Below are 19,760 nucleotides of genomic sequence, written 5' to 3' on the forward strand. Positions count from 1 at the left end.
CAGTCGCCCCCGAGGCGGAGCCGAGGTTGTCAGAGGTTGCCGTGGAAGGGCCAAGCGGTGCCCCGGGCGTTGAAGCCAGCGCGGACGCATCCCGCCCGGCGCGCCAGCAGATCGACCCCAACGTCGCCGATATCCTGCGCGAAGAGGCGGAACGGGAAGCGCGCCTGCGTCGCGGTGATCCCGCGCCCGAGCCTGCGCCGCAGCAAGAAGAAATGCCGTTGGTTTCCGAGGGCGCCAGCAGCCGGGAACAGCGCCTGGCCGAGTTGGAAGGGGCTGAAGACGCCTTCGACACGGAACAGATCTCTGCCGCAGTGGCTAGTGCCGCCGCCGCCTCGCGCCGGGAACAATTCCCCGATATTGAAGAGATCAATTCAACCCTGCGTGCGACCGGTGACCGTCACGAGGGTGAAGCCAGCGCCACCGACGTAGACACGGTCGGGGCCGCAGGCCGCCGCCGGGGGTCTGTGCGGCGCGGGTTCTTCCTGATGATCATCCTCGCGGCGATTGCAGCGGGGCTCTACGCCTATGCCGGTCAGATTTCCGAGGCCGTGCCGCAAGCAGGACCTTTGTTGGAACGCTACGTAGAGATGGTGAACACGGCGCGGTTCTGGCTGGATGACATGGCCCGGTCCCTGGCCAGCGGCACCACGGGGTAATCCGACTGCTTTGGCCACACACCATACTCAATTCTGAACGATTGGCCGCCCTTCGAAAAGCGCCCTAGAACTGGTCCAGCAGCCGGCGCAGATAGTCCCGCTCGATCTCAGGCCGGGCTTGCTCTGCCGCGCGGTCGCGCAAAAGGTCGAGCAATTCGCGGGCGCGTTGACGGGCATCTTCCCCTTCGCCCAGGCCATTCTCGTCCGAGCCAAACGCGCCGTTGTTGCCCGCCTGACGCCCCAGGGGATCCTGCATTGGGCGGCTCTCGGCCATGTTGCCTTCGGCCTGGCCTTGGCCCGGCTCGGCGCCTTGTTCCTGTGCCAGGGCCTCGCTCAATTGGGTCATACCCTCGCGCAGCGCTTCCATCGCCTCGGACTGAAGGTCCAGCGCCTCGGCGATATCGCCACGCTCCAGCGCGCCAGCGGCCTCGTCCATGGCACGGCCCGCGCCGTCGAGCTGTTCCAGCGCCTCGTCGCCCGCTTCCGTGCCGGTGCCGGGCAGGCGGCGGGCCTGCTCCTCCAACTGGCGCAGCAATTGCTGCTGCCGTTCCGCGAGGGAGCCTTCGCTGCCGTCACCACCAGCGGTATCGCCCGGGTTCTCGCCATCCTGACCGGGCTGGTTGCCCTGCTGCGCGTCGCCCTGCTGTTCGCTTTGTTGGCCGGGGCGGTTGGGGTTGAACTGATCCTGCAGGTCCTGGAAGGCGTCATCGGACAGCTGCTGTTGGCCGCGCAGGGTGTCTTGCAGGCCTTCCATGGCTTCCTGGCCGGGCGTCTGCGGGCCACCTTCGCCGCCTTCGCCCTGGGTGATTTCCATGTTCTCCAGCATTTCCTGGAGGGCCTGAAGCATCTCCATCGCCTCCGCCATGCGGCCTTCCTGCATCAGCTCTTCAATGCGGCGCAGCATTTCGTCGAGGTCGGCTCCGGTCATTTCCTGACGCTCACCGCCTTGGTCGGGCTGGTCGGTATCGTCGCCGAACTCGGTATTGTCGGCCAACTCCTGCATGTATTCGTCCATCGCCTCGCGCATTTCCTGCATCAGCTCGGCGATTTCCTCGTCCGAGGCGCCCTGGCGCATCGCCTCTTGCAGCCGTTCCTGCGCCCGCCGAAGGCGCTCCAGCGCCGAGTCCAGGTCGCCAAACTCCAGCTCCAGCGCGGCGTTCCAGAGGATTTCCGCCACGTCTTCCTGCGCCTCGACCGAGATCAGATCGATAGCAGACTCGAGGCGCTGAATGGCCGAGCGGAGGCCCAGGTAGACGCCCTCGTTCAGCCCGTCTTCCGGCCGATGAGTCAGGGCGCGCAGCAGGCGGGCAGAGCGTTCGGCGTTCTCGCGGCTCCAAAGGATATCGCGGCGCAGCTCGATCAGGCCATTGGCCAGCGGATCGAAGAAGCGTTGACCCGGCAGGCGGGCAACGTCGTAACGCACGGTGGCGATCTGGCCCGCGTCATCGATGGCCGTGAGGGTCAGCGTGACGGGCAGGTTGGCGAAAGGATGCTCGGAAAGATCTTCCAGCACCACCTCGGTGAATTCATCGCGGTTGCCCCGGAACGGCATCGGAAGGTCAAGAACAATCGGCTCGCGCGGTTCAGGGTCTACGGCCAGGCCAAAGCGACGGTCGGCGGCCGAGGCATCCAGGCGGATCGTGGCGGTACCTGAGCGCACACCATAGTCATCGCTTGCGGTAAAAGTGAATTCCATCGCACCGGGCGGCTCGCCTTCAACTTCGCCGTCCAGCGCAATGGTAGGCGGCTGATCGGGCCGGACAGAGACCTGCCATTCACGCCCGCCCGGGCCATCGACGGCCAGAACACCCCCGCGCTCCATCGTGACGGTCTGGGCGTAGGCGTCAGGGTCAGGCTCCGGCAGGGGGCCAATATCGGTGCGCAGGGTGATCTCGCCCGGGGTGCCATAGGCGCGCAGCGTGATTTCAGAACCAAGCGGGGCTTCGAACCCCGGCGCAGTGATATCGTTGAGGTAAAGGGACGGCAGGCCGGTGTAGATCGGCGGTTCCACCCACCCTTCCCAGGATGGGCCACTTGATGCCGTCGCGGCGCCAGGGCCAAGCGGAACCTCGCCCACTTCCGTCACCCGCGACAATCCCCCGAACAGCAGCGCCATCGCGATGGCGGTCGCGCCGATGTAGCGCAGCGCATAGGGATCGCGGCTGGACACGCGCAAATCAGGCTGCGGTGCGCGGGCGCTGGCGGCACGGTTGGCCATGCGTCTGATGTGTGCTGCCCAGACGGACCGGCTGGCGGGATCACTGCCGCCGACGGCGGGTGTGTCCAAGAGCGTGGTGATCGGACGGCCCGGCATGGTGGCATCCAACCGCTCCAACGCTTCCCCATGGGTGGGCATCTTGAAACGGCGTATGCCGAGGCCGATCAGCAGCAGCGCGAGCAAGGAAACAAGGCCCAGAACGCTCCAGGCGACGGCGGGCGAGGCGAGGCTTCCAGCGCCAAACGCCAGGGCCGCGAAGACGACGAACAACAAGGTCCAGACGGGCCAGAAAGCGCGCACGAACCGCTCCGCCACCATGCCCGCGCGGGTCAGGCGTAGCGGCCAGATCAGCCGCTTGATCGCATCGGTCTTGGGGGCTTGCTCGGTCATCGCGTCCAATCTGTCCGGGCGCGCGCCCGATTACATCCACTCTGGGAGTGTATCTCGGTTTATCATGTCGTCAAACGTAGGACGCGCCCGGATGACGGCGAATTGATCGCCATGGACCAGAACTTCGGGAATGAGGGGGCGGGTGTTGTACTCCGATGACATGACGGCCCCGTACGCCCCGGCAGAGCGGAAGGCGATCAGATCGGCCTCCTGCACCGGCGGCAGGTTGCGCTGCTTGGCAAAAGTATCGCCGCTTTCGCAGACGGGCCCGACGATATCATAGGGCGATTGCTCGGCGCCTGGGGCGGGTTCCACTACGGGGATGATATCGTGATACGAGCCGTACATCGCGGGCCGGATCAGGTCGTTCATCGCCGCGTCCAGGATCAGGAAATCCCTGTCTTCTCCACGCTTTACGTAGATGGTCGACGCGACCAGCAGGCCCGCGTTGCCCGAGATCAGGCGGCCCGGCTCAATCTCGATCTCGCAGCCCAGATGGCCCACGGTCCGCTTGACAACCTCGCCATATTCGATGGGCAGCGGCGGCGCGGAGTTGGAGCGTTCATACGGAATGCCAAGCCCGCCGCCCAGATCGAGGCGCGTGATGGTATGGCCATCGGCACGAAGCTGCTCGGTCAGCTCAGCCACCTTTGTGTACGCGGTCTCGAACGGGTCAAGATCGGTCAGCTGGCTGCCGATATGGACATCGATTCCAATGACTTGCAGGCTCGGGAGAGACGCGGCGAGGGCATAGACCTCGCGCGCGCGGGCGATGGGGATGCCGAACTTGTCCTCCTTGCGCCCGGTGGAGATTTTCTCGTGCGTCTTTGCGTCCACATCCGGGTTCACGCGCACGGTGATGGGGGCCGTGGCGCCCATGGCCGTGGCGACGCGGGACAGACGGTGCATCTCGGGCTCTGACTCCACGTTGAACTGGCGGATGCCGCCTTCCAGCGCCAGACGCATCTCTTCCTCGGTCTTGCCGATACCGGAAAACACGATCCTGTCGCCCGGCACACCCGCCGCTTTCGCGCGCATGTATTCGCCGCCCGACACCACGTCCATACCCGCGCCAAGCGACGCCATATGCTTGATAACCGCTTGATTAGAGTTGCTTTTCATCGCGAAGCAGATGAGGTGAGGCATGTCGCCCAACGCCTCTTCAAACAGCTGGAAATGGCGCGTCAGGGTCGCGGTGGAATAGACGTAAAAGGGCGTGCCGACGCGGGCGGCGATGTCGGCCACGGGCACGTCTTCGGCGTGCAAAACGCCATCCTTGTACAGAAAATGATCCATCGCGCGCGTCCCTTCAGTCTTGCAAGCGGCGACCTAGCACCTATCCATTGGGGTTCAAAGCGTTTCAGGGGGAAGACCATGGTGAAAACGGCGATTATCGAGGCTCACGGCGGGCCGGAGCAGTTGAAGATCGTGGACCGCCCTGTCGGAGAGCCCGGCGCAGGCGAGATCCGGATCCGCCACCATGCGGTCGGCTTGAATTTTATCGACTGTTATCAACGCTCTGGCCTCTATCCGATGGAGCTGCCCCATGCGTTGGGGATGGAGGCGGCAGGTGTGGTGGAAGCCGTGGGCGCGGGCGTGACGCATCTGGCCGTCGGCGACCGCGCCGCCTACGCCTGCACCCCGCCCGGCGCCTACACGGAAGCGCGGGTGATGCCCGCCGCGCAGGTCTGCCCTTTGCCTGATGAGATCAGTTTTGAAGATGGCGCGGCGATGATGCTTAAGGGTCTGACAACGCACTACCTTTTCCGCCGCACGACGCCAATCGCGAAGGGCGATACGGTGCTGTTTCACGCCGCGGCAGGCGGCGTTGGGCTGATCGCCTGCCAATGGGCGCGGAGTGAGGGGATCCGGTTGATCGCGACGGCTGGCAGCGATGAGAAATGTGCGCTGGCCGTGGAGCACGGCGCGGAGGTTTGCATCAATTACCGTACGGAGGATTGGGTCGCCCGGGTGCAAGAGTTGACCGGCGGCGTCGACGTGGTGATGGACTCGGTCGGGGCGGATACCTTTGAAGGTTCGCTCGATTGCCTTAAACCCTTGGGTTTCATGATTTCTTTCGGGAACGCTTCCGGTCCCGTACCGCCGTTCGAGCTGTCGAAACTGGCGCAGAAGGGCTCTCTCAAGATCACCCGGCCGACGTTATTTGCCCACATTGCACAACATAAGGCGTGTCAGCAGATGGCGGCGGAACTCTTCGAAAAAGTGACATCTGGGGCGGTGAAGATCCGCATCGATCAGCGGTTCGCCCTCGACGACGTGGCCGACGCCCACAGGACCCTGGAGGCGCGGAAAACGACCGGCCAGACGGTGCTTGTCCTCTGACGAGGTATATCAATGGTATATCAATTTGGTTAAGACGCCCCCGGGGCCCGGCGTTGAACCGTCATCAAAAGAAGCGCGAGGGGCAGCCCCGCGCTGACGCCGATGCCGAAGGTCACCGGCACCACCAGCAGCCACGCCCAGGCGCGTTTGGTGATCACCTCGTGGGCGACCCAGACCATCAGCGCGAGGGCGGCAATCGTAAGGTCCCAGGTCAGCGCCGTCGTCGCCTCGTTCACGTACCAGGCGTCGATCATCGGGCCGAGGTCCCAGCCGTTTTCCTCGAACCACGCGTAGAAATGGCGCCAGGGGTAGTAGATACCGGCGAAGATCAGGGCGAGGTAGATGATGCGCATAAGAAGGGTCCTCTTTTTAAGCGCTACCGCCCTTCGGGCTACTTGAGCGCGGATGTGCGCTGCCACCCTGAGGGCTACTTGGGCGCGGATATGCGCTACCACCCTACGGGCTACTTGGGCGCGTTTGCCCTCTAACCTAGCCGTTTGAACCCGCATCGCCAGTCGCGTCAAATCGTCAGGCCAACCCCTTGTGCCACAGCGTCAGAATTGACCGGCCCAAGGTGACACGCTAGGCCAGTCGAGACGCCATTTTCCGGGGCCTTCCACGCTCCGACGACAGCCGTAAGGGAACCGCAGATGTCCGAGATTGAACGCGAGAGCATGGAATACGACGTGGTGATCGTCGGCGCGGGTCCTGCGGGCCTGTCGGCGGCGATCCGGTTGAAGCAGTTGGATGCGGACCTGAACGTCGTCGTGCTGGAGAAGGGATCCGAAGTGGGCGCCCATATCCTGTCGGGCGCGGTGCTGGACCCTTGCGGGCTCGACGCGCTGATCCCCGACTGGAAGGAAAAGGGCGCGCCGCTGAACGTGCCGGTCAAAGACGACAACTTCTACATGCTGGGCGAGGCGGGCGGCATCCGCATCCCCAACTTCCCCATGCCGCCGCTGATGAACAACCACGGCAACTACATCGTCTCCATGGGCAATGTCTGCCGCTGGATGGCGGAGCAGGCAGAGGAACTGGGGGTCGAGATTTTCCCCGGCATGGCGTGCTCGGAACTGGTTTACGGCGATGACGGTGAGGTCAAAGGCGTCGTGGCCGGTGTCTTCGGGCTGGAGGCCGATGGGTCGATTGGTGAGGGCACGGAACCGGGGATGGAGCTACTGGGCAAGTATGTCTTCCTGTCCGAGGGCGTGCGCGGCAGCCTCTCCCAAGAGGTGATCGGCAAGTACAACCTCTCCAACAATTACGAGCCGCAGAAATACGGCCTCGGCATGAAAGAGATTTGGGAGATTGATCCCGAAAAGCACCGCGAAGGCTCTGTCACCCACACGATGGGCTGGCCCTTGGGCAAGAACGCGGGCGGTGGCTCCTTCATCTATCACCTTGAGAACAATCAGGTTTACGTGGGCTTCGTGGTCCACCTGAACTACAAGAACCCGCATCTGTTCCCCTACATGGAATTCCAGCGCTTCAAGCATCACCCGATGGTGGCCGAGCTTCTGAAGGGCGGAAAACGCATCGCCTACGGTGCCCGCGCGATCACCGAGGGCGGCTATCAGTCGATGTGCAAGATGGTGGCGCCGGGTGTGGCGCTCTTGGGGTGTTCAGTCGGCATGGTCAACGTCCCGCGCATCAAGGGCAACCATAACGCCATGCTCTCGGGCAAGGCGGCGGCAGAGGCGGCCTATGCGGCGATCCAGGACGGTCGCGCCTCTGACGAGCTGACAGCCTACGAGACCGAAGTGCGCGAAGGAGCCATTGGGCAGGACCTCAAGAAAGTGCGCAACGTGAAGCCGATCTGGTCCAAAAGCGGGCTGATGGCGTCGCTGATGTTGGGCGGTCTGGACATGTGGACCAATACGCTTGGGTTCAGCATCCTGGGCACCAAGTCCCATGGCAAGACGGACGCGGATGCGACCGAGAAGGCCTCCAAGCACGAACCCATCGATTACCCCAAGCCCGATGGTGTGCTGTCGTTTGACCGGCTGACCAACGTCAGCTTCTCGATGACCAACCACGAGGAAAGCCAGCCCGCGCACCTGAAGCTGCGCGATGCCTCGGTGCCGATTGCGGTTAATCTGCCGACCTACGCGGAACCCGCGCAACGGTACTGCCCTGCGGGCGTCTATGAGGTGGTCGAGGAAGAGGGCAAAGACCCGCGTTTCCAGATCAACTTCCAGAACTGCGTCCACTGCAAGACCTGCGATATCAAGGACCCGTCCCAGAACATCCACTGGACGGTGCCCCAAGGCGGTGATGGCCCCAATTACCCGAATATGTAAGGCACCCGCGAGAACGTGAGGGGCGAAAGATTGCCCTTCCCCCGGGCGCGGCCTAGTCTCTGACGAAACCGTCCCCGAGGAGTGCCGGATGCGCCTGAAACGACCCCTGTTTGCCCTTGCCGTCATGGCGATGATCTCGCCCATCGCGGCGTCTGCCGACAGTTTGGCGGGGGCCTATCTGGCGGGCCGCGCGGCGGCGATCACGGGGGATCACGCCCAGGCGGCCAGCTACTTTGACCGCGCCTTGCAGATGGATCCCGGCAATCCTTTCCTGGTGAGCAATTCGGTCTTCGCCCATGCCTCTCTGGGCGAGTGGGAGCAGGCGGCCCTGGTCGCCGAAGGCCTGCCTGAGAACGCCAATGGCCAGGAACTGGTCGAGCTGGTGGATTTCGTGCGCCACGTGACCGAGGGCGAGTTGCTGGCGGCGATTGACATGATCGAAGCCGGGAACGGCCCCGGCCCCCTGGCCGATGAACTGACCCGCGCCTGGCTGACCTTTGGCCAAGGCGACATGTCCGGCGCGGTGGATCTGTTTGAAGCCCTCGCCGCCGAGCGGGGTCTGGAGGAACTGGCCGCTTTGCACCTGGCGCTCGCCCGCGCCGCGACGGGCGATTTCGAGGCCGCGCATGAGATCCTGTCCGGCGGCACCGGCGTGCAAATCACCAATACCGAGCGTGTCGTGCGCGCCCGCGCGGTGATCATGTTGCAACTTGATATGCGGGCAGAGGCGTTGGACCTGCTGGACGGCTATACCCAGGCCGTGCCGGACCCGGGGCTTCTGGCGCTGCAGGCGCGCGTCGGGTCGGGCGAAGAGATTGCCTATGATTTCGTGATCACGGCCCAGGACGGCGTGGCCGAAGTGTTCTTCACCGTGGCGCAGCTGCTGTCGGGTGACCGCAACACGACGCTGCCTTTGCTGATGGCGCAGGCGGCGCGGGGCATCGACCCGGACCACACGGACGCCATGGTTCTGGCGGGCGAATTGATGCGCGCCGACGAGCAGTTCCAGCAAGCTGCGCTGACCTTTGCAGCCGTGCCGGAGGGTGATCCCAATTACATCGAGGCGCAGATGGGCCGGGCCGAAGCGCTGGAAGACTTGGACCGAACGGACGAAGCGATTGCCATCCTGGGGGCCCTGGCCGAGGCGCGTCCGGACCTGGCCTCCGTCCAGGCGGCCTACGGTGACATCCTGCGCCGGGCAGAGCGGTTTGAGGAAGCGATTGAGGCTTATACGGCGGTCCTGTCCCTCGTGGACACAGACCTGCCGCGCTACTGGTTCATCCACTACGCCCGCGCGATTTCCTACCACCAGTCCGACAATTGGGACCCGGCGGAGGCAGACTTCCGCCGCGCGTTGGAACTGAACCCGGAACAGCCCAACGTCTTGAATTACCTTGGGTACTCCCTGGTCGAGCAACGGCGCAATTTCGACGAAGCCCTGGGCATGATCCAGCGCGCCGTCGCCGCCCGGCCTGAATCTGGCTACATCATCGACAGCCTCGGCTGGGTCTATTACCGCCTCGGTCGGTTCGAAGAGGCCGTGGCCCCAATGGAGCGCGCGGTCGAGTTGGAGCCGAATGACCCCATCGTCAACGACCACCTGGGCGACGTCTACTGGGTCAATGGCCGCTACCGCGAGGCAGAGTTCCAGTGGCACCGCGCCCTGTCCTTTGACCCCGAGCCCGAAGACGCCGCGCGCATCCGGCGCAAGCTGGAAGTGGGCCTTTATGAGGTCCTGGAAGAGGAGGGCGGCGTCGGCGCCCTGACCGAAGACTAAGGCCGATAGATGCGCTACTTCGCCCCGGCAAAGATCAACCTCGCGCTGCATGTGACGGGCAAACGGGACGACGGCTACCACCTGCTCGACAGTCTTGTCGCCTTCGCCACGGTCTATGATTGGATCACGCTGACACCCGCCGAGGAGATGTCGCTAGAGGTGTCCGGTCCCTATGGCGCGGGCGTGCCCACGGACGGGCGCAATCTGGTGTGGAAAGCGGCGGAGTTTGCGGGCAAGCCCTCCCACATCACCCTGGAAAAACACCTGCCCCATGCGGCGGGGATCGGCGGCGGTTCCACCGATGCGGCGACGGTCCTGATCGCCCTGGGATGCGGCCCGGACGGGTCCGAGGCCTTGGGTGCGGATGTCCCCGTGTGCTGGCACAGGCGCCCGATGCGCATGTCGGGCATCGGCGAGGTGTTGGAAGAGGTGCCGGATCTGCCGATGGTCTGGATCGTCCTGGTGAACGCGGGCAAGGCGGTTCCGACGGGGCTGGTGTTTCAGACCATGACGCAGGTGGACAACGCCCCGATGGCAACGCCGGACTGGCATGACTTCGACAGTTTCATCGCCTGGCTTGCCGGGACGCGCAATGACATGGAAGACGCGGCGAAAACGCTCTCTCCGGTGATTAGTGACGTGCTGGACAGGATCCGCGCGACGCCGGGCTGCGCGCTGGCGCGGATGAGCGGCTCGGGCGGGACATGTTTTGGACTGTACGCCACCGAGGCAGAGGCAGAGGCCGCCGCGGCGGCGATGCCAGGGGACTGGTGGGCCGAGGCTGCGTTCGTGCTGCCCTGAACGGGGCCTCTTTTGGGGTCAGTTCAACCGTGCCACGACGTAATCGGCCAAGTCTGACAACATATCGCGAATTGGGTCATCAGGCAGGGCGCCAAGCGCCGCTTTTGCCGCCGCGATATGGGCGTTGGCCGCATCGCGGGTGCTTGTCAGGGCACCGTGGGATTGCAGCAACCCAAGGGCATGTTCCAGATCGCCGTCCTGTTGATCGCCTTTGCCGATGGTGCGCGCCCAGAACGCGCGTTCTTCGGCATCGCTTGCGGCAATCGCGCGGATCACGGGAAGGGTCATCTTCCGCTCGCGGAAGTCGTCGCCCATGTTCTTGTCCAACTGCGCGCCGCCGTCCACGCCGCCCCAGTCCAGCAGATCGTCGGCCATTTGGAACGCCACACCCAACCCATCGCCATACCGCGCCAGGGCTTGCACCACGGTCTCATCCCGCCCCGCGATCACACCGCCGACTTCGCAGGCGGCCTCGAACAGGGCGGCGGTCTTGCCCCGGATCACCTGAAGGTAGGTCTCCTCGGGCGTGTCGATATTGGCGGCAACGGTCAGTTGCAGCACCTCGCCCTCGGCAATCGTGGCGGCAGCGTTGGACAGGATCGACAGGACCCGCAGGGACCCGGGCTCCACCATCAACTGGAACGCGCGGGCGAAAAGGTAGTCGCCGACCAGCACGCTGGATTGATTGTCCCACAGAAGGTTCGCCGTCGGGCGGCCCCGGCGCTGGTCGCTTTCATCAACCACGTCGTCGTGCAGCAGCGTGGCGGTGTGAATGAACTCCACCGTTGCGGCCAACTTCACGTGATCGTCGCCGCCATAACCACAAAGCCGCGCGCAAGCCAGCGTCAGCATCGGGCGAATACGCTTGCCCCCGGCCTCCACCAGATGCGCCGTGACCTCAGGAATGCGGGGCGCGTGTTTGGAGGCCATCCGCTCGCGGATCAGGGCGTTCACGGCGGCCAGATCGTCGGCCAGCGCCGCGCTCAGGCGGTCGTGGGGCTTTTGCGTCGGCGTATCCAGGCTCATCTGCGGTCCCATCTCGACATGGCCCGCGCGCGCGCTTACCTGTCTTGCATGCTTGAAATCCTGCGCAGTAACGACCCGACCATCATCGCCTTCGCAACCGCTCTTCTTAGGGGCGAGGATATAGAGGTGTTCGAGTTGGACGTCCATATGAGTGGCCTTGAGGGGAGCATCGGCATATTGCCGCGCCGCCTGATGGTGCGCCGGACCGAGGCCGCCGCCGCAGAGGTTGTGTTGCGCGACAATGAGCTTCCGGTGTCGGAGTGGAGCTAACGCAAGACGGCTTCCTGGGTGGGCGCGTGATGGCCTGGCAACCACGCGTCGGATACCGCGCGGCAACGGACCCGGTGTTCCTGGCCGCCGCCTGTACCGCCAAAGCGGGCGAGACCGTTCTGGAGTTGGGCTGCGGCGTGGGTGTCGCCTCGCTCTGTTTGATGGCTCGGGTGCCGTGCGCCGATGTGATTGGGGTGGAACGGCAGGCCGCTTATGCGGACCTCGCGCGGCGCAACGGGGTGGAGGTGGTCGAGGCTGACCTGACAGCCCTTCCCGCCGAGTTGCGCCAACGCAGCTTTAACCATGTGATCGCGAACCCGCCCTACTACGGGCCCGGCACGGCCTCGGATGATCCGGGGCGGGATGCGGCGTTGCGCGAGGAAACGCCTTTGTCAGATTGGTGCGCGGTGGCCAAGGCACGGCTGCGTCCCGGCGGTTGGGTGACGATGATCCACCTGGCCGAACGTCTGCCGGAGCTGCTTGGCGGATTGGACGCTTTTGGCAGCATTTCCGTGCTGCCCCTGGCCCCCAGAGAAGGCCGTGTGGCGGGGCGCATCGTGGTCCGCGCCCGCAAAGGCGCCAAGGGGGCGTTCCAGCTTTTGCCGCCGCTTCTTATACATGATGGCACCAAGCATCGCCGCGATGGCGATGACTATTCTGCAACAGCCCGCGCGGTGTTGCGCGAGGGTGCGCCGCTTCCTTGGGGCATAACCAGCTAAATATTGGGCATTTTAGACGTTAAGACAGTTCTTCGTGACAGACGAATGACAATGTGCTCGACTGATCCCACGGCCACTTATCATCAGAGGAGTATCGTATGTCGTTGAATGCCCATCTTCAGGAACTCAAGAAGAAGCATGCCAACCTCTCCGCCACGGTTGAAGAACACCAACGCAGTCCAGCCGTGGACCCCCTGACCCTTCGCGACATGAAGAAAGAAAAGCTCCGGCTGAAAGAGGAAATTAGCCGCCTCGACAACTAGATTTTGAGCGCCGCCGTGGCGATGCTCAGTTTTCGACCTCGGCGGCGCTCACAAATGTGAAACCGGCCCGGTATTCATCGAGTGAGGCGACTTCCTGCTCGATCCACTCACGGAACGCCTGCACTTGCGGGCGCGCGTCTGAACCCTCTGGGCAGACGAAACTATACTGCGCATCGGTTGTCAGCCCGATTTTGTAGGGCATGACCAAGCGACCCTCTTTCAGGTCTTTTTCGGCCAGAGAGAGCCGCCCTAACACAACACCCGCCCCGGCCAAGGCCGCGTCAATGGCGTGATCCGCCTGGCTGAACCGTGCGCCCGCCGCAAAGCGGGGCGGCAGATCGGCGGCGCGGAACCAGGCGGGCCAGTCAATCGCAGGCTTTAGGAAACGGATATCGTCCTGGTGCAGAAGCGGCGCGCGGGCGAGGTCGGCGGCATTTGGAAATTGCTCGGCCAGGGCGGGGGTCATCATCGGGGTGACCCATTCCTGGATGATCGGAGTGGCATCCAGGCCGGGTTCTTCGCGGGCAAAGCCAAAGCGGATCGCCACGTCGACGTCATCGCGGGCGAAATCCATCAGACGCAGCGTGGCTGAAAAGCGCAGTTCGATCTCGGGGTTGGCCATGGCGAATTTGAACAGACGCGGGGCCAGCCATTTGGCGGTGAAGGCGGGGCCCGCCGTGACCGTCAGGCTGGTTTGATCCACCGTCCGCTTTGCCGCGCGCCAGGCACTGCCCAGGGCGGCGAACCCGTCGGAAGTGCCGGGGACAAGCGCCTTTCCGGCATCGGTGAGTTCCACAGCACGGTTAAGGCGGCGAAACAGCGGCGCCTGAAGATGCTCTTCCAAAGACTTGATCTGAAACGACAGGGCGGCGGGCGTCACGTTCAACTCGGCCGCGGCCTTGGAGAACGACATATGCCGGGCGGCGGCATCAAAGGCGCGCAGGGCGGTGAGGGGGGGAAGGCGATCTGACATTTTCAGTTAAGTATACCTTATGCGAAGGATTGGAAAGTCTCGTTTGTGGGATGCGGTCCAGCGGCTCATATTCATCTCAAGACGAAACACTGACCTTCAAGGACGCAGATCATGCACTTCGACAACACAACCAACCCCGCCACCCGCGCCGCCATCTCCCGTGCCCATGCAGAGCGTGGCAAGATCCTGGGCGAGATCTGGGGCTTTCTGACAGGCCGCTCCTGAAAGGGCGGGACGCGGGGTTGCAGGAATTGCAATACTGCGTCCGGCTTCCTCGCCTATATTGGGCTTAAACAACCCCTTAACGTGCAGAGGTGCCCCATGCTTCCCGATCTTGCCGAACCCGAAATGATGAAAATCATCAACCAGGCGCGTGCCGAGCGCAGCCGTGAAATGGCGCGCCTGATTGCTCGCGTTTTCCGCCGCCGTGCCAAAGCAGACACGAGCGTTGCGGTAGCCGGTTAGCGGCTATACCGAAAGAGCATTGGGGTTTAGGAGGCAGGTTGCCTAAATAGAGGGCAATCTTGAAACTCTGCTGAACCTCAAAGGCCACTTAAAATGTTCTTTTCCATGATGCGCGGTCGCCTGCGCCACTCGTCCTACGCCCTCCACGCCAGTGAAGAGCTGCGCCGCGCGCGTCTGTCGGGCTACCTTCAGTCGCTGCGCTGAACCCGGGCCGAGCCTAGCGCCGCTAGGCCCGCGCCCCCTGCGATAAGCATCGCAGAGAAAATCAGCGTAGGCGACGCATTGGCGACGCCTACAACAATCAAAATCAGGGTCGACAACAGTGGCGCCGCGTAGCTGGCTACGCCCAGCAATTGGATGTCGCCCGATTTGACGCCCAGATCCCACACGTAAAACGCAAGGCCCACGGGGCCGATTCCAAGGGCCGCGATCGCGCCCCATCCCACGGCGCCAGTGGGCCAGACCGTCGTTTCCAGGGCCAGGTGCGCCGGGACCGACAGAAGGGCCGTCGCGACGCAGAAGATGGCGACGGACTCGGTGGGCATGGCGCCCAGGCGGCGCGACAGCACCGAATAGCCGGACCAGGTCAAGGCACAAAGCCCCGCCAGCGCCAGGCCGAAGCCGCCGGTGAAGCCGTCGGCCCCGGGCGCCACGATCAGCGCGGCGCCCGCAAAGGCGATGACAGCGCCGATGATGTGAAGAAGGCCCAAGCGCTCGCCCGGCAGCAGGCCGGAGAACAGCACGATGAACAGCGGCCAGAGGTAGGCGATCAGGCTGGCCTCCGCCGGCGGGGCGAGGCGCAGGGCGCTGAAATAGAGCGCGTGATAGCCGAAAAGGCCGAGGGTGCCGAAGATATAGACGCGCAGTGGCACGGCGCGAAGCTTCGGCCAGCCGCCGGTCACCGTCACCCAGATCAGCCCAAGCGTGCCGCCGACGGCAAAGGTCATGGCGTTGAGTTGGAATGGCGGAACCGGGGCCGAGCCAATGGTGAAAAGCGCCAGCAGCGCCCAGAGGAGGACGGCGATGAAGCCGATGGCGGTGGCACGAGAACGGGTCATGGCGCGGGTCTACGGGCCGGAATGGAAAAGGGAAAGTGCCCGTGACGCGGGGAGGCGGCCAATTTTTGAGGGTTCGGAAAAGCGGCGAGGGCCGGATTGAGTTGTATTTAGCAAGATGAAGGGGGGAGCGTGGCACGAAAAAGGCCCCCGGTGCGCGCGGGGGCCCTCGGTGCATTTGGTCGGGCTTTTAGACGAAGAACTGCGCGCCATTGGCGGAGATCGTGGAGCCGTTGATGAAGCCCGAATCGTCAGAGGCGAGGAAGCAGACGCAGCGCGCGATTTCCTCAGGCTCGCCCAGGCGGCCTGCGGGGATGCCCGCGACGATGCTGTCGCGCACCTTCTCGGGGATCGCCATGACCATCTCGGTCGCGATGTAGCCGGGGCAGATGGCGTTGGCGGTGATGCCCGCGCGCGCGCCTTCCTGGGCGAGGGATTTCACGATGCCCAGGTCGCCTGCTTTCGTGGCGGCGTAGTTGGTTTGCGCGAATTGGCCCTTTTGGCCGTTGATCGAAGAGATCACGATGACGCGGCCAAACTTGCGTTCGCGCATGCCGGGCCAGATCGGGTGGACCGTGTTGAAGACGCCGGTGAGGTTGGTGTCGATGACCTCGTTCCACTGCTGGGGCGTCATCTTGTGGAACGGCGCATCGCGGGTGATGCCCGCGTTGGCGACGACAACTTCGATGGGCCCGAGGTCGGCTTCGACCTGCGCGATGCCCGCCTTGGAGCTGTCGTAATCGGCCACGTTCCACTTGTAGGTCTTGATGCCGGTTTCCGCCGTGAATTTCGCGGCGGCCTCATCATTGCCTGCGTAGGTGGCGGCGACGGTGTAGCCGTCCGCTTGCAGGGCCTTGGAAATGGCTTCGCCAATGCCGCGGCTTCCGCCGGTGACCAGTGCGACTCGTCCCATGTCTCTCTCCTTTATGTGTTTGGTAAGTTTGTTACGCAAAGAAAAGGCCGTGCACAACTTTATTGCGCACGGCCTTAGTCAATTTGCTGTATTAGTCGCGCTCGACGCAGAGGGCGACGCCCATGCCGCCGCCGATGCAAAGCGTGGCGAGGCCTTTCTTGGCGTCGCGGCGCTGCATTTCAAAGAGCAGCGTGTTCAGAACCCGGCAGCCCGAGGCGCCGATGGGATGGCCGATGGCAATCGCGCCACCGTTGACGTTCACGATGGCCGGATCCCAGCCCATGTCCTTGTTCACGGCGCAGGCCTGGGCGGCGAAAGCCTCATTGGCTTCCACCAAGTCCAGGTCGTCGACGGACCAACCGGCTTTCTCCAGCGCTTTGCGCGACGCATAGATCGGGCCCACGCCCATGATCGACGGATCGAGGCCTGCGGTCGCGTAGGAGGCGATGCGCGCCAGCGGCTGGATGCCGCGCTTTTCGGCATCGTCGGCGGACATCAGCAGCGTTGCCGCGGCACCATCGTTCAGGCCCGAGGCGTTGGCCGCGGTAACCGAGCCTTCCTTGGTGAAGGCGGGGCGCAGTTTCTGCATCGCTTCCATCGTGGCGCCGTGGCGGATGTATTCGTCGGCGTCGACGGTGATGTCGCCTTTGCGGTTCGGCACGATCACGGGCGTGATCTCATCGGCGAACTTGCCCGCCTTCTGGGCGGCTTCGGCCTTGTTTTGCGAGCCGACGGCAAACTCGTCCTGCATCTCACGCGTGATCTGCCACTGGTCGGCGACGTTCTCAGCCGTCTGGCCCATGTGGTAGCCGTTGAAGGCGTCCCACAGACCGTCGCGGATCATCGTGTCGATGTATTTCATGTCGCCCATCTTCTGGCCCGCGCGCAGCATGGCGGCGTGGGGGGACATGGACATGTTTTCCTGGCCACCGGCGACGACCATGGCGGCGTCCCCCAGCATGATATGCTGGGCGCCGAGTGCCACGGCGCGCAGGCCGGAGCCGCAGACCTGGTTGATCGACCAGGCGGCGGATTCTTTGGGAAGGCCTGCATTGATATGCGCCTGGCGGGCGGGGTTCTGGCCTTGGGCCGCGGTCAGGACTTGGCCCAGGATCGTCTCGGACACCTCGGCTTTGTCGACGCCCGCGCGCTCGACCACCGCTTCGATCACGGTTTTGCCGAGGTCATGGGCAGCGGTATTGGCGAAGGAGCCGAGGAAACTGCCGACCGGGGTGCGGGCGGCGGAGGCGATGACGACGTTAGTCATGGGAAGTCCTTTCCTGTGCGCGCCGGGGGTCAGAAAAGGCGTCCGGCGCCGCGAATGATTGCGCAGGTGATAGTGTGCGGGCCACGTATATTTCAACGGACACGGTGTCTCAGGGGCAGATATGGGGGCGGATATGCGTCGCGTGCAAGGCTCGTGACGTTAGGGAAGGCGCGGGCGGTTCGCTCAGGCGCTCCGCGCGATCTGGGTGCTGACAACCTCGGGCAGGCTCATCGACGGGGCGCCGTAGTAATAGCCTTGCAGGCAATCCACGCCCGCGGCCACGAGCCATTGCGCCTCTTCCTCGGTTTCGACGGATTCCGACACCACGAGCATATCGAAATGCCGCGCGAGGCCGATCAACGCCTCGGACAACACCTGGTTGTCTGCATCATGGGCGATGTTGCGGGTGAATTGCCCGTCGATCTTCAGGATGTCGAAGTAGAAGGTCTTGAAATGGCGGAACGCCGTGTAGCCGGATCCGAAGTCGTCCAGCGCGAAGGTGATGCCCTTGTCCTGCAGATCTTCCATGAAGATCGCCACAATCTCGGGCATGATCATGACCGAGCTTTCGGTGATCTCCAGGATCAGACGCTCCACCACCATGGGGTGATCGCGCAGGCAGGTCCGCAGGATCTGCATCCAGCGCGGATAGCCGACGGATCGGGCGGACATGTTGATCGACAAGCGAAGCCCCGGGTTCTGGCGCAGCTGTTGCAAGCCGAACTCCAACGCGGCGCAGTCGATCTGGCGGCCAATGTCGGTGTCCTCCACGGCGCCCATGAAATCGCGCGCAGGAATGACGCGGCCGGTTTCATCCATGATGCGGATCAAGCCTTCAAAGAACGCGATGCCCTGGCCATCGGCGCGGACAATCGGTTGGAACGCCAGGCGCGCATCGCCGCGCGCCAGGGCCTGCTGAACCATCGCCAGGGTGCCACGATCCCTTTGGTTGATCGCCGCGTCCAGGGGACTTTCCAGTCCCGGTTCCATCGGTTCGACGCCATTGCCGCGCATGTGTCCACTCCAATCACCCAATCGCACTGGGTTGATGACCTGAGTCTCTTTAAGGAAGGATGAAGTTCGGGATTTGCATCGAATGAAGGGGAGTTTTGGGATGGCCGACAAAAGCGAGGGGCGGTGCGATTGGTGTGGGACGGATCCCGTATATGTCGCCTACCACGATGAAGAATGGGGGGTGCCGGAGTACGACAGCCGCGCGCTTTGGGAAAAGCTGGTGCTGGACGGGTTTCAGGCGGGCTTGGCCTGGATCACCATCCTGCGCAAACGCGACGCCTTCCGCGCGGCCTTCGAAGGGTTCAACCCGGAGGTCATCGCGCGCTGGGGCGAGGCCGATGTTGAGCGCCTGCTGGCAAACCCCGGCATCGTGCGCCATCGCGGCAAGATCGAAGCCACGATTGGCAACGCCCAGGCCTGGATCGCGCTAGAGGAACGCGGCGGGTTTGATCAGTTCATCTGGGATTACGTCGATGGCGTGCCATTGAAAAACACCTTCGCCACGATGGCCGAGGTGCCGCCCTCCACCGAGATGAGCACGCGGATGTCAAAAGACCTGAAGAAGGCCGGGTTCAAGTTCTGCGGGCCGACCATCGTCTATGCCTGGCTAGAGGCGACCGGCGTCGTCAACGACCATCTGGTGGGCTGCTTCCGCCACGAAGAGGTGACAAAACTCGCCCGTTAGACCGCTGCGAGGAGACCGCGCAGCGGTCGAGGAGGGGCCGGGGCCGCCGGGGGGCTTCAGCTGCCCGATGCGATAATCGCTTCCAGCATCGCAATCGCCTCGGGTCCATCCCAATGGGCGTCACCGCGCAGCCGCGCGATTTCCTGACCCGAAGGGTCAAGCACCACCGTGATCGGAAGCCCAAAGATCGCCATCTCGCGCGCGATCTGTTGGTTGATGTCGCGGTACTGCGGCAGGGTCGTGATGCCCTCCTCGTCAAAGAACCGCCGGATCGCTTGCGGCGGGTTGCGTCCCGTGGCCAGCGTCACGACCTGAAAGCTCTCCCCGCCCATCTGGTCCTGCAACGCCTGCAACGAGGGCATTTCCTCGCGACAGGGCGCACACCAGGTGGCCCAGAAGTTCAACAGCACGTACTGGCCCGCGTAGTCCTCCAGCGCGCCCTCGGTGTCATCCACCAGCAGAAACGGCAGGTCCGATGCGGCCACCGGAGTGTCATGGATCACCAGCCCGCGCATGTCGCCCACCTGCAAATCAGACAGGTCCTGCGCGGTGGCAGCATTTGCACCAAGGCTTGCAGCGATGTAAGCGGCGGTCAGTAGGATTTTGCGGACCATCTTGGTTCCTC

Annotated in this window: 20 protein-coding genes; 10 read left to right on the forward strand and 10 right to left on the reverse strand. The window is 64.0% G+C overall.

The features are described from left to right. Positions 1-26 precede the first annotated feature (26 nt). A complete protein-coding gene (locus tag AC6I9R_RS02565) occupies positions 27-656 on the forward strand; it encodes a hypothetical protein (RefSeq protein WP_461427083.1) in 630 nt (209 codons plus the stop codon). A 64-nt stretch (positions 657-720) separates the two neighbouring features. Here AC6I9R_RS02565 and AC6I9R_RS02570 read toward each other — a convergent pair whose 3' ends face one another. Together AC6I9R_RS02570 and lysA are read right to left on the reverse strand one after the other, a co-directional pair. Next, positions 721-3,264: a DUF4175 domain-containing protein gene (locus tag AC6I9R_RS02570; RefSeq protein ID WP_461426662.1), complete on the reverse strand. Its 2,544-nt coding sequence runs from the start codon at positions 3,262-3,264 to the stop codon at positions 721-723. A gap of 30 nt (positions 3,265-3,294) precedes the next feature. Further along, complete coding sequence (lysA, locus tag AC6I9R_RS02575; RefSeq protein WP_461426661.1) at positions 3,295-4,560, reverse strand: diaminopimelate decarboxylase; 1,266 nt, start codon at positions 4,558-4,560, stop codon at positions 3,295-3,297. Between the two features lie 78 nt (positions 4,561-4,638). Between lysA and AC6I9R_RS02580 the strand changes: the two genes are divergently transcribed. Next, the gene (locus AC6I9R_RS02580; RefSeq protein WP_461426660.1) at positions 4,639-5,607 is read left to right on the forward strand and encodes a quinone oxidoreductase family protein; all 969 of its coding nucleotides are present in this window, start codon (positions 4,639-4,641) and stop codon (positions 5,605-5,607) included. Between the two features lie 29 nt (positions 5,608-5,636). Here the strand turns inward: AC6I9R_RS02580 and AC6I9R_RS02585 are convergent, their stop codons facing one another. Next, positions 5,637-5,960, reverse strand: a complete 324-nt coding sequence (locus tag AC6I9R_RS02585; protein WP_461426659.1) for a DUF2834 domain-containing protein — start codon at positions 5,958-5,960, stop codon at positions 5,637-5,639. Positions 5,961-6,257: 297 nt separating this feature from the next. On the opposite strand from AC6I9R_RS02585, the gene AC6I9R_RS02590 reads away from it, so the two are divergent. The 3 genes from AC6I9R_RS02590 (at position 6,258) to AC6I9R_RS02600 (ending at position 10,485) form a co-directional block, all read left to right on the forward strand. Further along, on the forward strand, positions 6,258-7,907 hold the full coding sequence (locus tag AC6I9R_RS02590; protein ID WP_461426658.1) for an electron transfer flavoprotein-ubiquinone oxidoreductase: 1,650 nt from the start codon (positions 6,258-6,260) through the stop codon (positions 7,905-7,907). An 88-nt stretch (positions 7,908-7,995) separates the two neighbouring features. Then, entirely contained in the window at positions 7,996-9,684 is a 1,689-nt protein-coding gene (locus AC6I9R_RS02595) for a tetratricopeptide repeat protein (protein WP_461426657.1), read from the forward strand. Positions 9,685-9,693: 9 nt separating this feature from the next. After that, positions 9,694-10,485: a 4-(cytidine 5'-diphospho)-2-C-methyl-D-erythritol kinase gene (locus AC6I9R_RS02600; protein WP_461426656.1), complete on the forward strand. Its 792-nt coding sequence runs from the start codon at positions 9,694-9,696 to the stop codon at positions 10,483-10,485. Between the two features lie 18 nt (positions 10,486-10,503). Here AC6I9R_RS02600 and AC6I9R_RS02605 read toward each other — a convergent pair whose 3' ends face one another. Then, positions 10,504-11,511: a polyprenyl synthetase family protein gene (locus tag AC6I9R_RS02605; RefSeq protein WP_461426655.1), complete on the reverse strand. Its 1,008-nt coding sequence runs from the start codon at positions 11,509-11,511 to the stop codon at positions 10,504-10,506. 48 nt (positions 11,512-11,559) lie between these two features. On the opposite strand from AC6I9R_RS02605, the gene AC6I9R_RS02610 reads away from it, so the two are divergent. The 3 genes from AC6I9R_RS02610 to AC6I9R_RS02620 all read left to right on the forward strand — a co-directional run bounded on the left by AC6I9R_RS02610 (position 11,560) and on the right by AC6I9R_RS02620 (position 12,763). Then, positions 11,560-11,781 (forward strand): putative signal transducing protein, encoded by a 222-nt coding sequence (locus AC6I9R_RS02610; protein ID WP_461426654.1) that lies wholly within the window; start codon positions 11,560-11,562, stop codon positions 11,779-11,781. A gap of 29 nt (positions 11,782-11,810) precedes the next feature. Next, entirely contained in the window at positions 11,811-12,500 is a 690-nt protein-coding gene (locus tag AC6I9R_RS02615) for a tRNA1(Val) (adenine(37)-N6)-methyltransferase (RefSeq protein WP_461426653.1), read from the forward strand. 98 nt (positions 12,501-12,598) lie between these two features. Beyond that, positions 12,599-12,763, forward strand: coding sequence for a YdcH family protein (locus tag AC6I9R_RS02620; protein WP_461426652.1), 165 nt, complete (start codon positions 12,599-12,601; stop codon positions 12,761-12,763). Positions 12,764-12,788: 25 nt separating this feature from the next. On the opposite strand, the gene AC6I9R_RS02625 is transcribed toward AC6I9R_RS02620, so the two are convergent. Continuing rightward, complete coding sequence (locus AC6I9R_RS02625; protein ID WP_461426651.1) at positions 12,789-13,736, reverse strand: transcriptional regulator GcvA; 948 nt, start codon at positions 13,734-13,736, stop codon at positions 12,789-12,791. Between the two features lie 321 nt (positions 13,737-14,057). Between AC6I9R_RS02625 and AC6I9R_RS02630 the strand changes: the two genes are divergently transcribed. Then, complete coding sequence (locus tag AC6I9R_RS02630; RefSeq protein ID WP_461426650.1) at positions 14,058-14,201, forward strand: hypothetical protein; 144 nt, start codon at positions 14,058-14,060, stop codon at positions 14,199-14,201. A 188-nt stretch (positions 14,202-14,389) separates the two neighbouring features. Here AC6I9R_RS02630 and yddG read toward each other — a convergent pair whose 3' ends face one another. From yddG to AC6I9R_RS02650, 4 genes are all read right to left on the reverse strand, one after another. After that, complete coding sequence (yddG, locus tag AC6I9R_RS02635) at positions 14,390-15,259, reverse strand: aromatic amino acid exporter YddG (RefSeq protein ID WP_461426649.1); 870 nt, start codon at positions 15,257-15,259, stop codon at positions 14,390-14,392. A 187-nt stretch (positions 15,260-15,446) separates the two neighbouring features. Beyond that, positions 15,447-16,169 (reverse strand): acetoacetyl-CoA reductase, encoded by a 723-nt coding sequence (phbB, locus tag AC6I9R_RS02640; protein WP_461426648.1) that lies wholly within the window; start codon positions 16,167-16,169, stop codon positions 15,447-15,449. A gap of 91 nt (positions 16,170-16,260) precedes the next feature. After that, positions 16,261-17,436, reverse strand: a complete 1,176-nt coding sequence (locus AC6I9R_RS02645) for an acetyl-CoA C-acetyltransferase (RefSeq protein WP_461426647.1) — start codon at positions 17,434-17,436, stop codon at positions 16,261-16,263. A 183-nt stretch (positions 17,437-17,619) separates the two neighbouring features. Further along, positions 17,620-18,450, reverse strand: a complete 831-nt coding sequence (locus tag AC6I9R_RS02650) for an EAL domain-containing protein (protein WP_461426646.1) — start codon at positions 18,448-18,450, stop codon at positions 17,620-17,622. A gap of 100 nt (positions 18,451-18,550) precedes the next feature. Here AC6I9R_RS02650 and AC6I9R_RS02655 point away from each other — a divergent pair, with 100 nt between their 5' ends. Beyond that, positions 18,551-19,135, forward strand: a complete 585-nt coding sequence (locus AC6I9R_RS02655; protein ID WP_461426645.1) for a DNA-3-methyladenine glycosylase I — start codon at positions 18,551-18,553, stop codon at positions 19,133-19,135. Between the two features lie 56 nt (positions 19,136-19,191). Here AC6I9R_RS02655 and AC6I9R_RS02660 read toward each other — a convergent pair whose 3' ends face one another. Then, positions 19,192-19,749, reverse strand: coding sequence for a TlpA family protein disulfide reductase (locus AC6I9R_RS02660; RefSeq protein WP_461426644.1), 558 nt, complete (start codon positions 19,747-19,749; stop codon positions 19,192-19,194). Between the last annotated feature and the right edge of the window lie 11 nt (positions 19,750-19,760).

This window comes from Gymnodinialimonas sp., from assembly GCF_059726805.1.

What these genes read in the sequence shown, in the direction of transcription:
- AC6I9R_RS02570 (WP_461426662.1), bottom strand. Translation starts at nt 3,264, where the DNA reads ATGACCGAGCAAGCCCCCAAGACCGATGCGATCAAGCGGCTGATCTGG.
- lysA (WP_461426661.1), bottom strand. Translation starts at nt 4,560, where the DNA reads ATGGATCATTTTCTGTACAAGGATGGCGTTTTGCACGCCGAAGACGTG.
- AC6I9R_RS02580 (WP_461426660.1), top strand. Translation starts at nt 4,639, where the DNA reads ATGGTGAAAACGGCGATTATCGAGGCTCACGGCGGGCCGGAGCAGTTG.
- AC6I9R_RS02585 (WP_461426659.1), bottom strand. Translation starts at nt 5,960, where the DNA reads ATGCGCATCATCTACCTCGCCCTGATCTTCGCCGGTATCTACTACCCC.
- AC6I9R_RS02590 (WP_461426658.1), top strand. Translation starts at nt 6,258, where the DNA reads ATGTCCGAGATTGAACGCGAGAGCATGGAATACGACGTGGTGATCGTC.
- AC6I9R_RS02595 (WP_461426657.1), top strand. Translation starts at nt 7,996, where the DNA reads ATGCGCCTGAAACGACCCCTGTTTGCCCTTGCCGTCATGGCGATGATC.
- AC6I9R_RS02600 (WP_461426656.1), top strand. Translation starts at nt 9,694, where the DNA reads ATGCGCTACTTCGCCCCGGCAAAGATCAACCTCGCGCTGCATGTGACG.
- AC6I9R_RS02605 (WP_461426655.1), bottom strand. Translation starts at nt 11,511, where the DNA reads ATGAGCCTGGATACGCCGACGCAAAAGCCCCACGACCGCCTGAGCGCG.
- AC6I9R_RS02610 (WP_461426654.1), top strand. Translation starts at nt 11,560, where the DNA reads ATGCTTGAAATCCTGCGCAGTAACGACCCGACCATCATCGCCTTCGCA.
- AC6I9R_RS02615 (WP_461426653.1), top strand. Translation starts at nt 11,811, where the DNA reads ATGGCCTGGCAACCACGCGTCGGATACCGCGCGGCAACGGACCCGGTG.
- AC6I9R_RS02620 (WP_461426652.1), top strand. Translation starts at nt 12,599, where the DNA reads ATGTCGTTGAATGCCCATCTTCAGGAACTCAAGAAGAAGCATGCCAAC.
- AC6I9R_RS02625 (WP_461426651.1), bottom strand. Translation starts at nt 13,736, where the DNA reads ATGTCAGATCGCCTTCCCCCCCTCACCGCCCTGCGCGCCTTTGATGCC.
- AC6I9R_RS02630 (WP_461426650.1), top strand. Translation starts at nt 14,058, where the DNA reads ATGCTTCCCGATCTTGCCGAACCCGAAATGATGAAAATCATCAACCAG.
- yddG (WP_461426649.1), bottom strand. Translation starts at nt 15,259, where the DNA reads ATGACCCGTTCTCGTGCCACCGCCATCGGCTTCATCGCCGTCCTCCTC.
- phbB (WP_461426648.1), bottom strand. Translation starts at nt 16,169, where the DNA reads ATGGGACGAGTCGCACTGGTCACCGGCGGAAGCCGCGGCATTGGCGAA.
- AC6I9R_RS02645 (WP_461426647.1), bottom strand. Translation starts at nt 17,436, where the DNA reads ATGACTAACGTCGTCATCGCCTCCGCCGCCCGCACCCCGGTCGGCAGT.
- AC6I9R_RS02650 (WP_461426646.1), bottom strand. Translation starts at nt 18,450, where the DNA reads ATGCGCGGCAATGGCGTCGAACCGATGGAACCGGGACTGGAAAGTCCC.
- AC6I9R_RS02655 (WP_461426645.1), top strand. Translation starts at nt 18,551, where the DNA reads ATGGCCGACAAAAGCGAGGGGCGGTGCGATTGGTGTGGGACGGATCCC.
- AC6I9R_RS02660 (WP_461426644.1), bottom strand. Translation starts at nt 19,749, where the DNA reads ATGGTCCGCAAAATCCTACTGACCGCCGCTTACATCGCTGCAAGCCTT.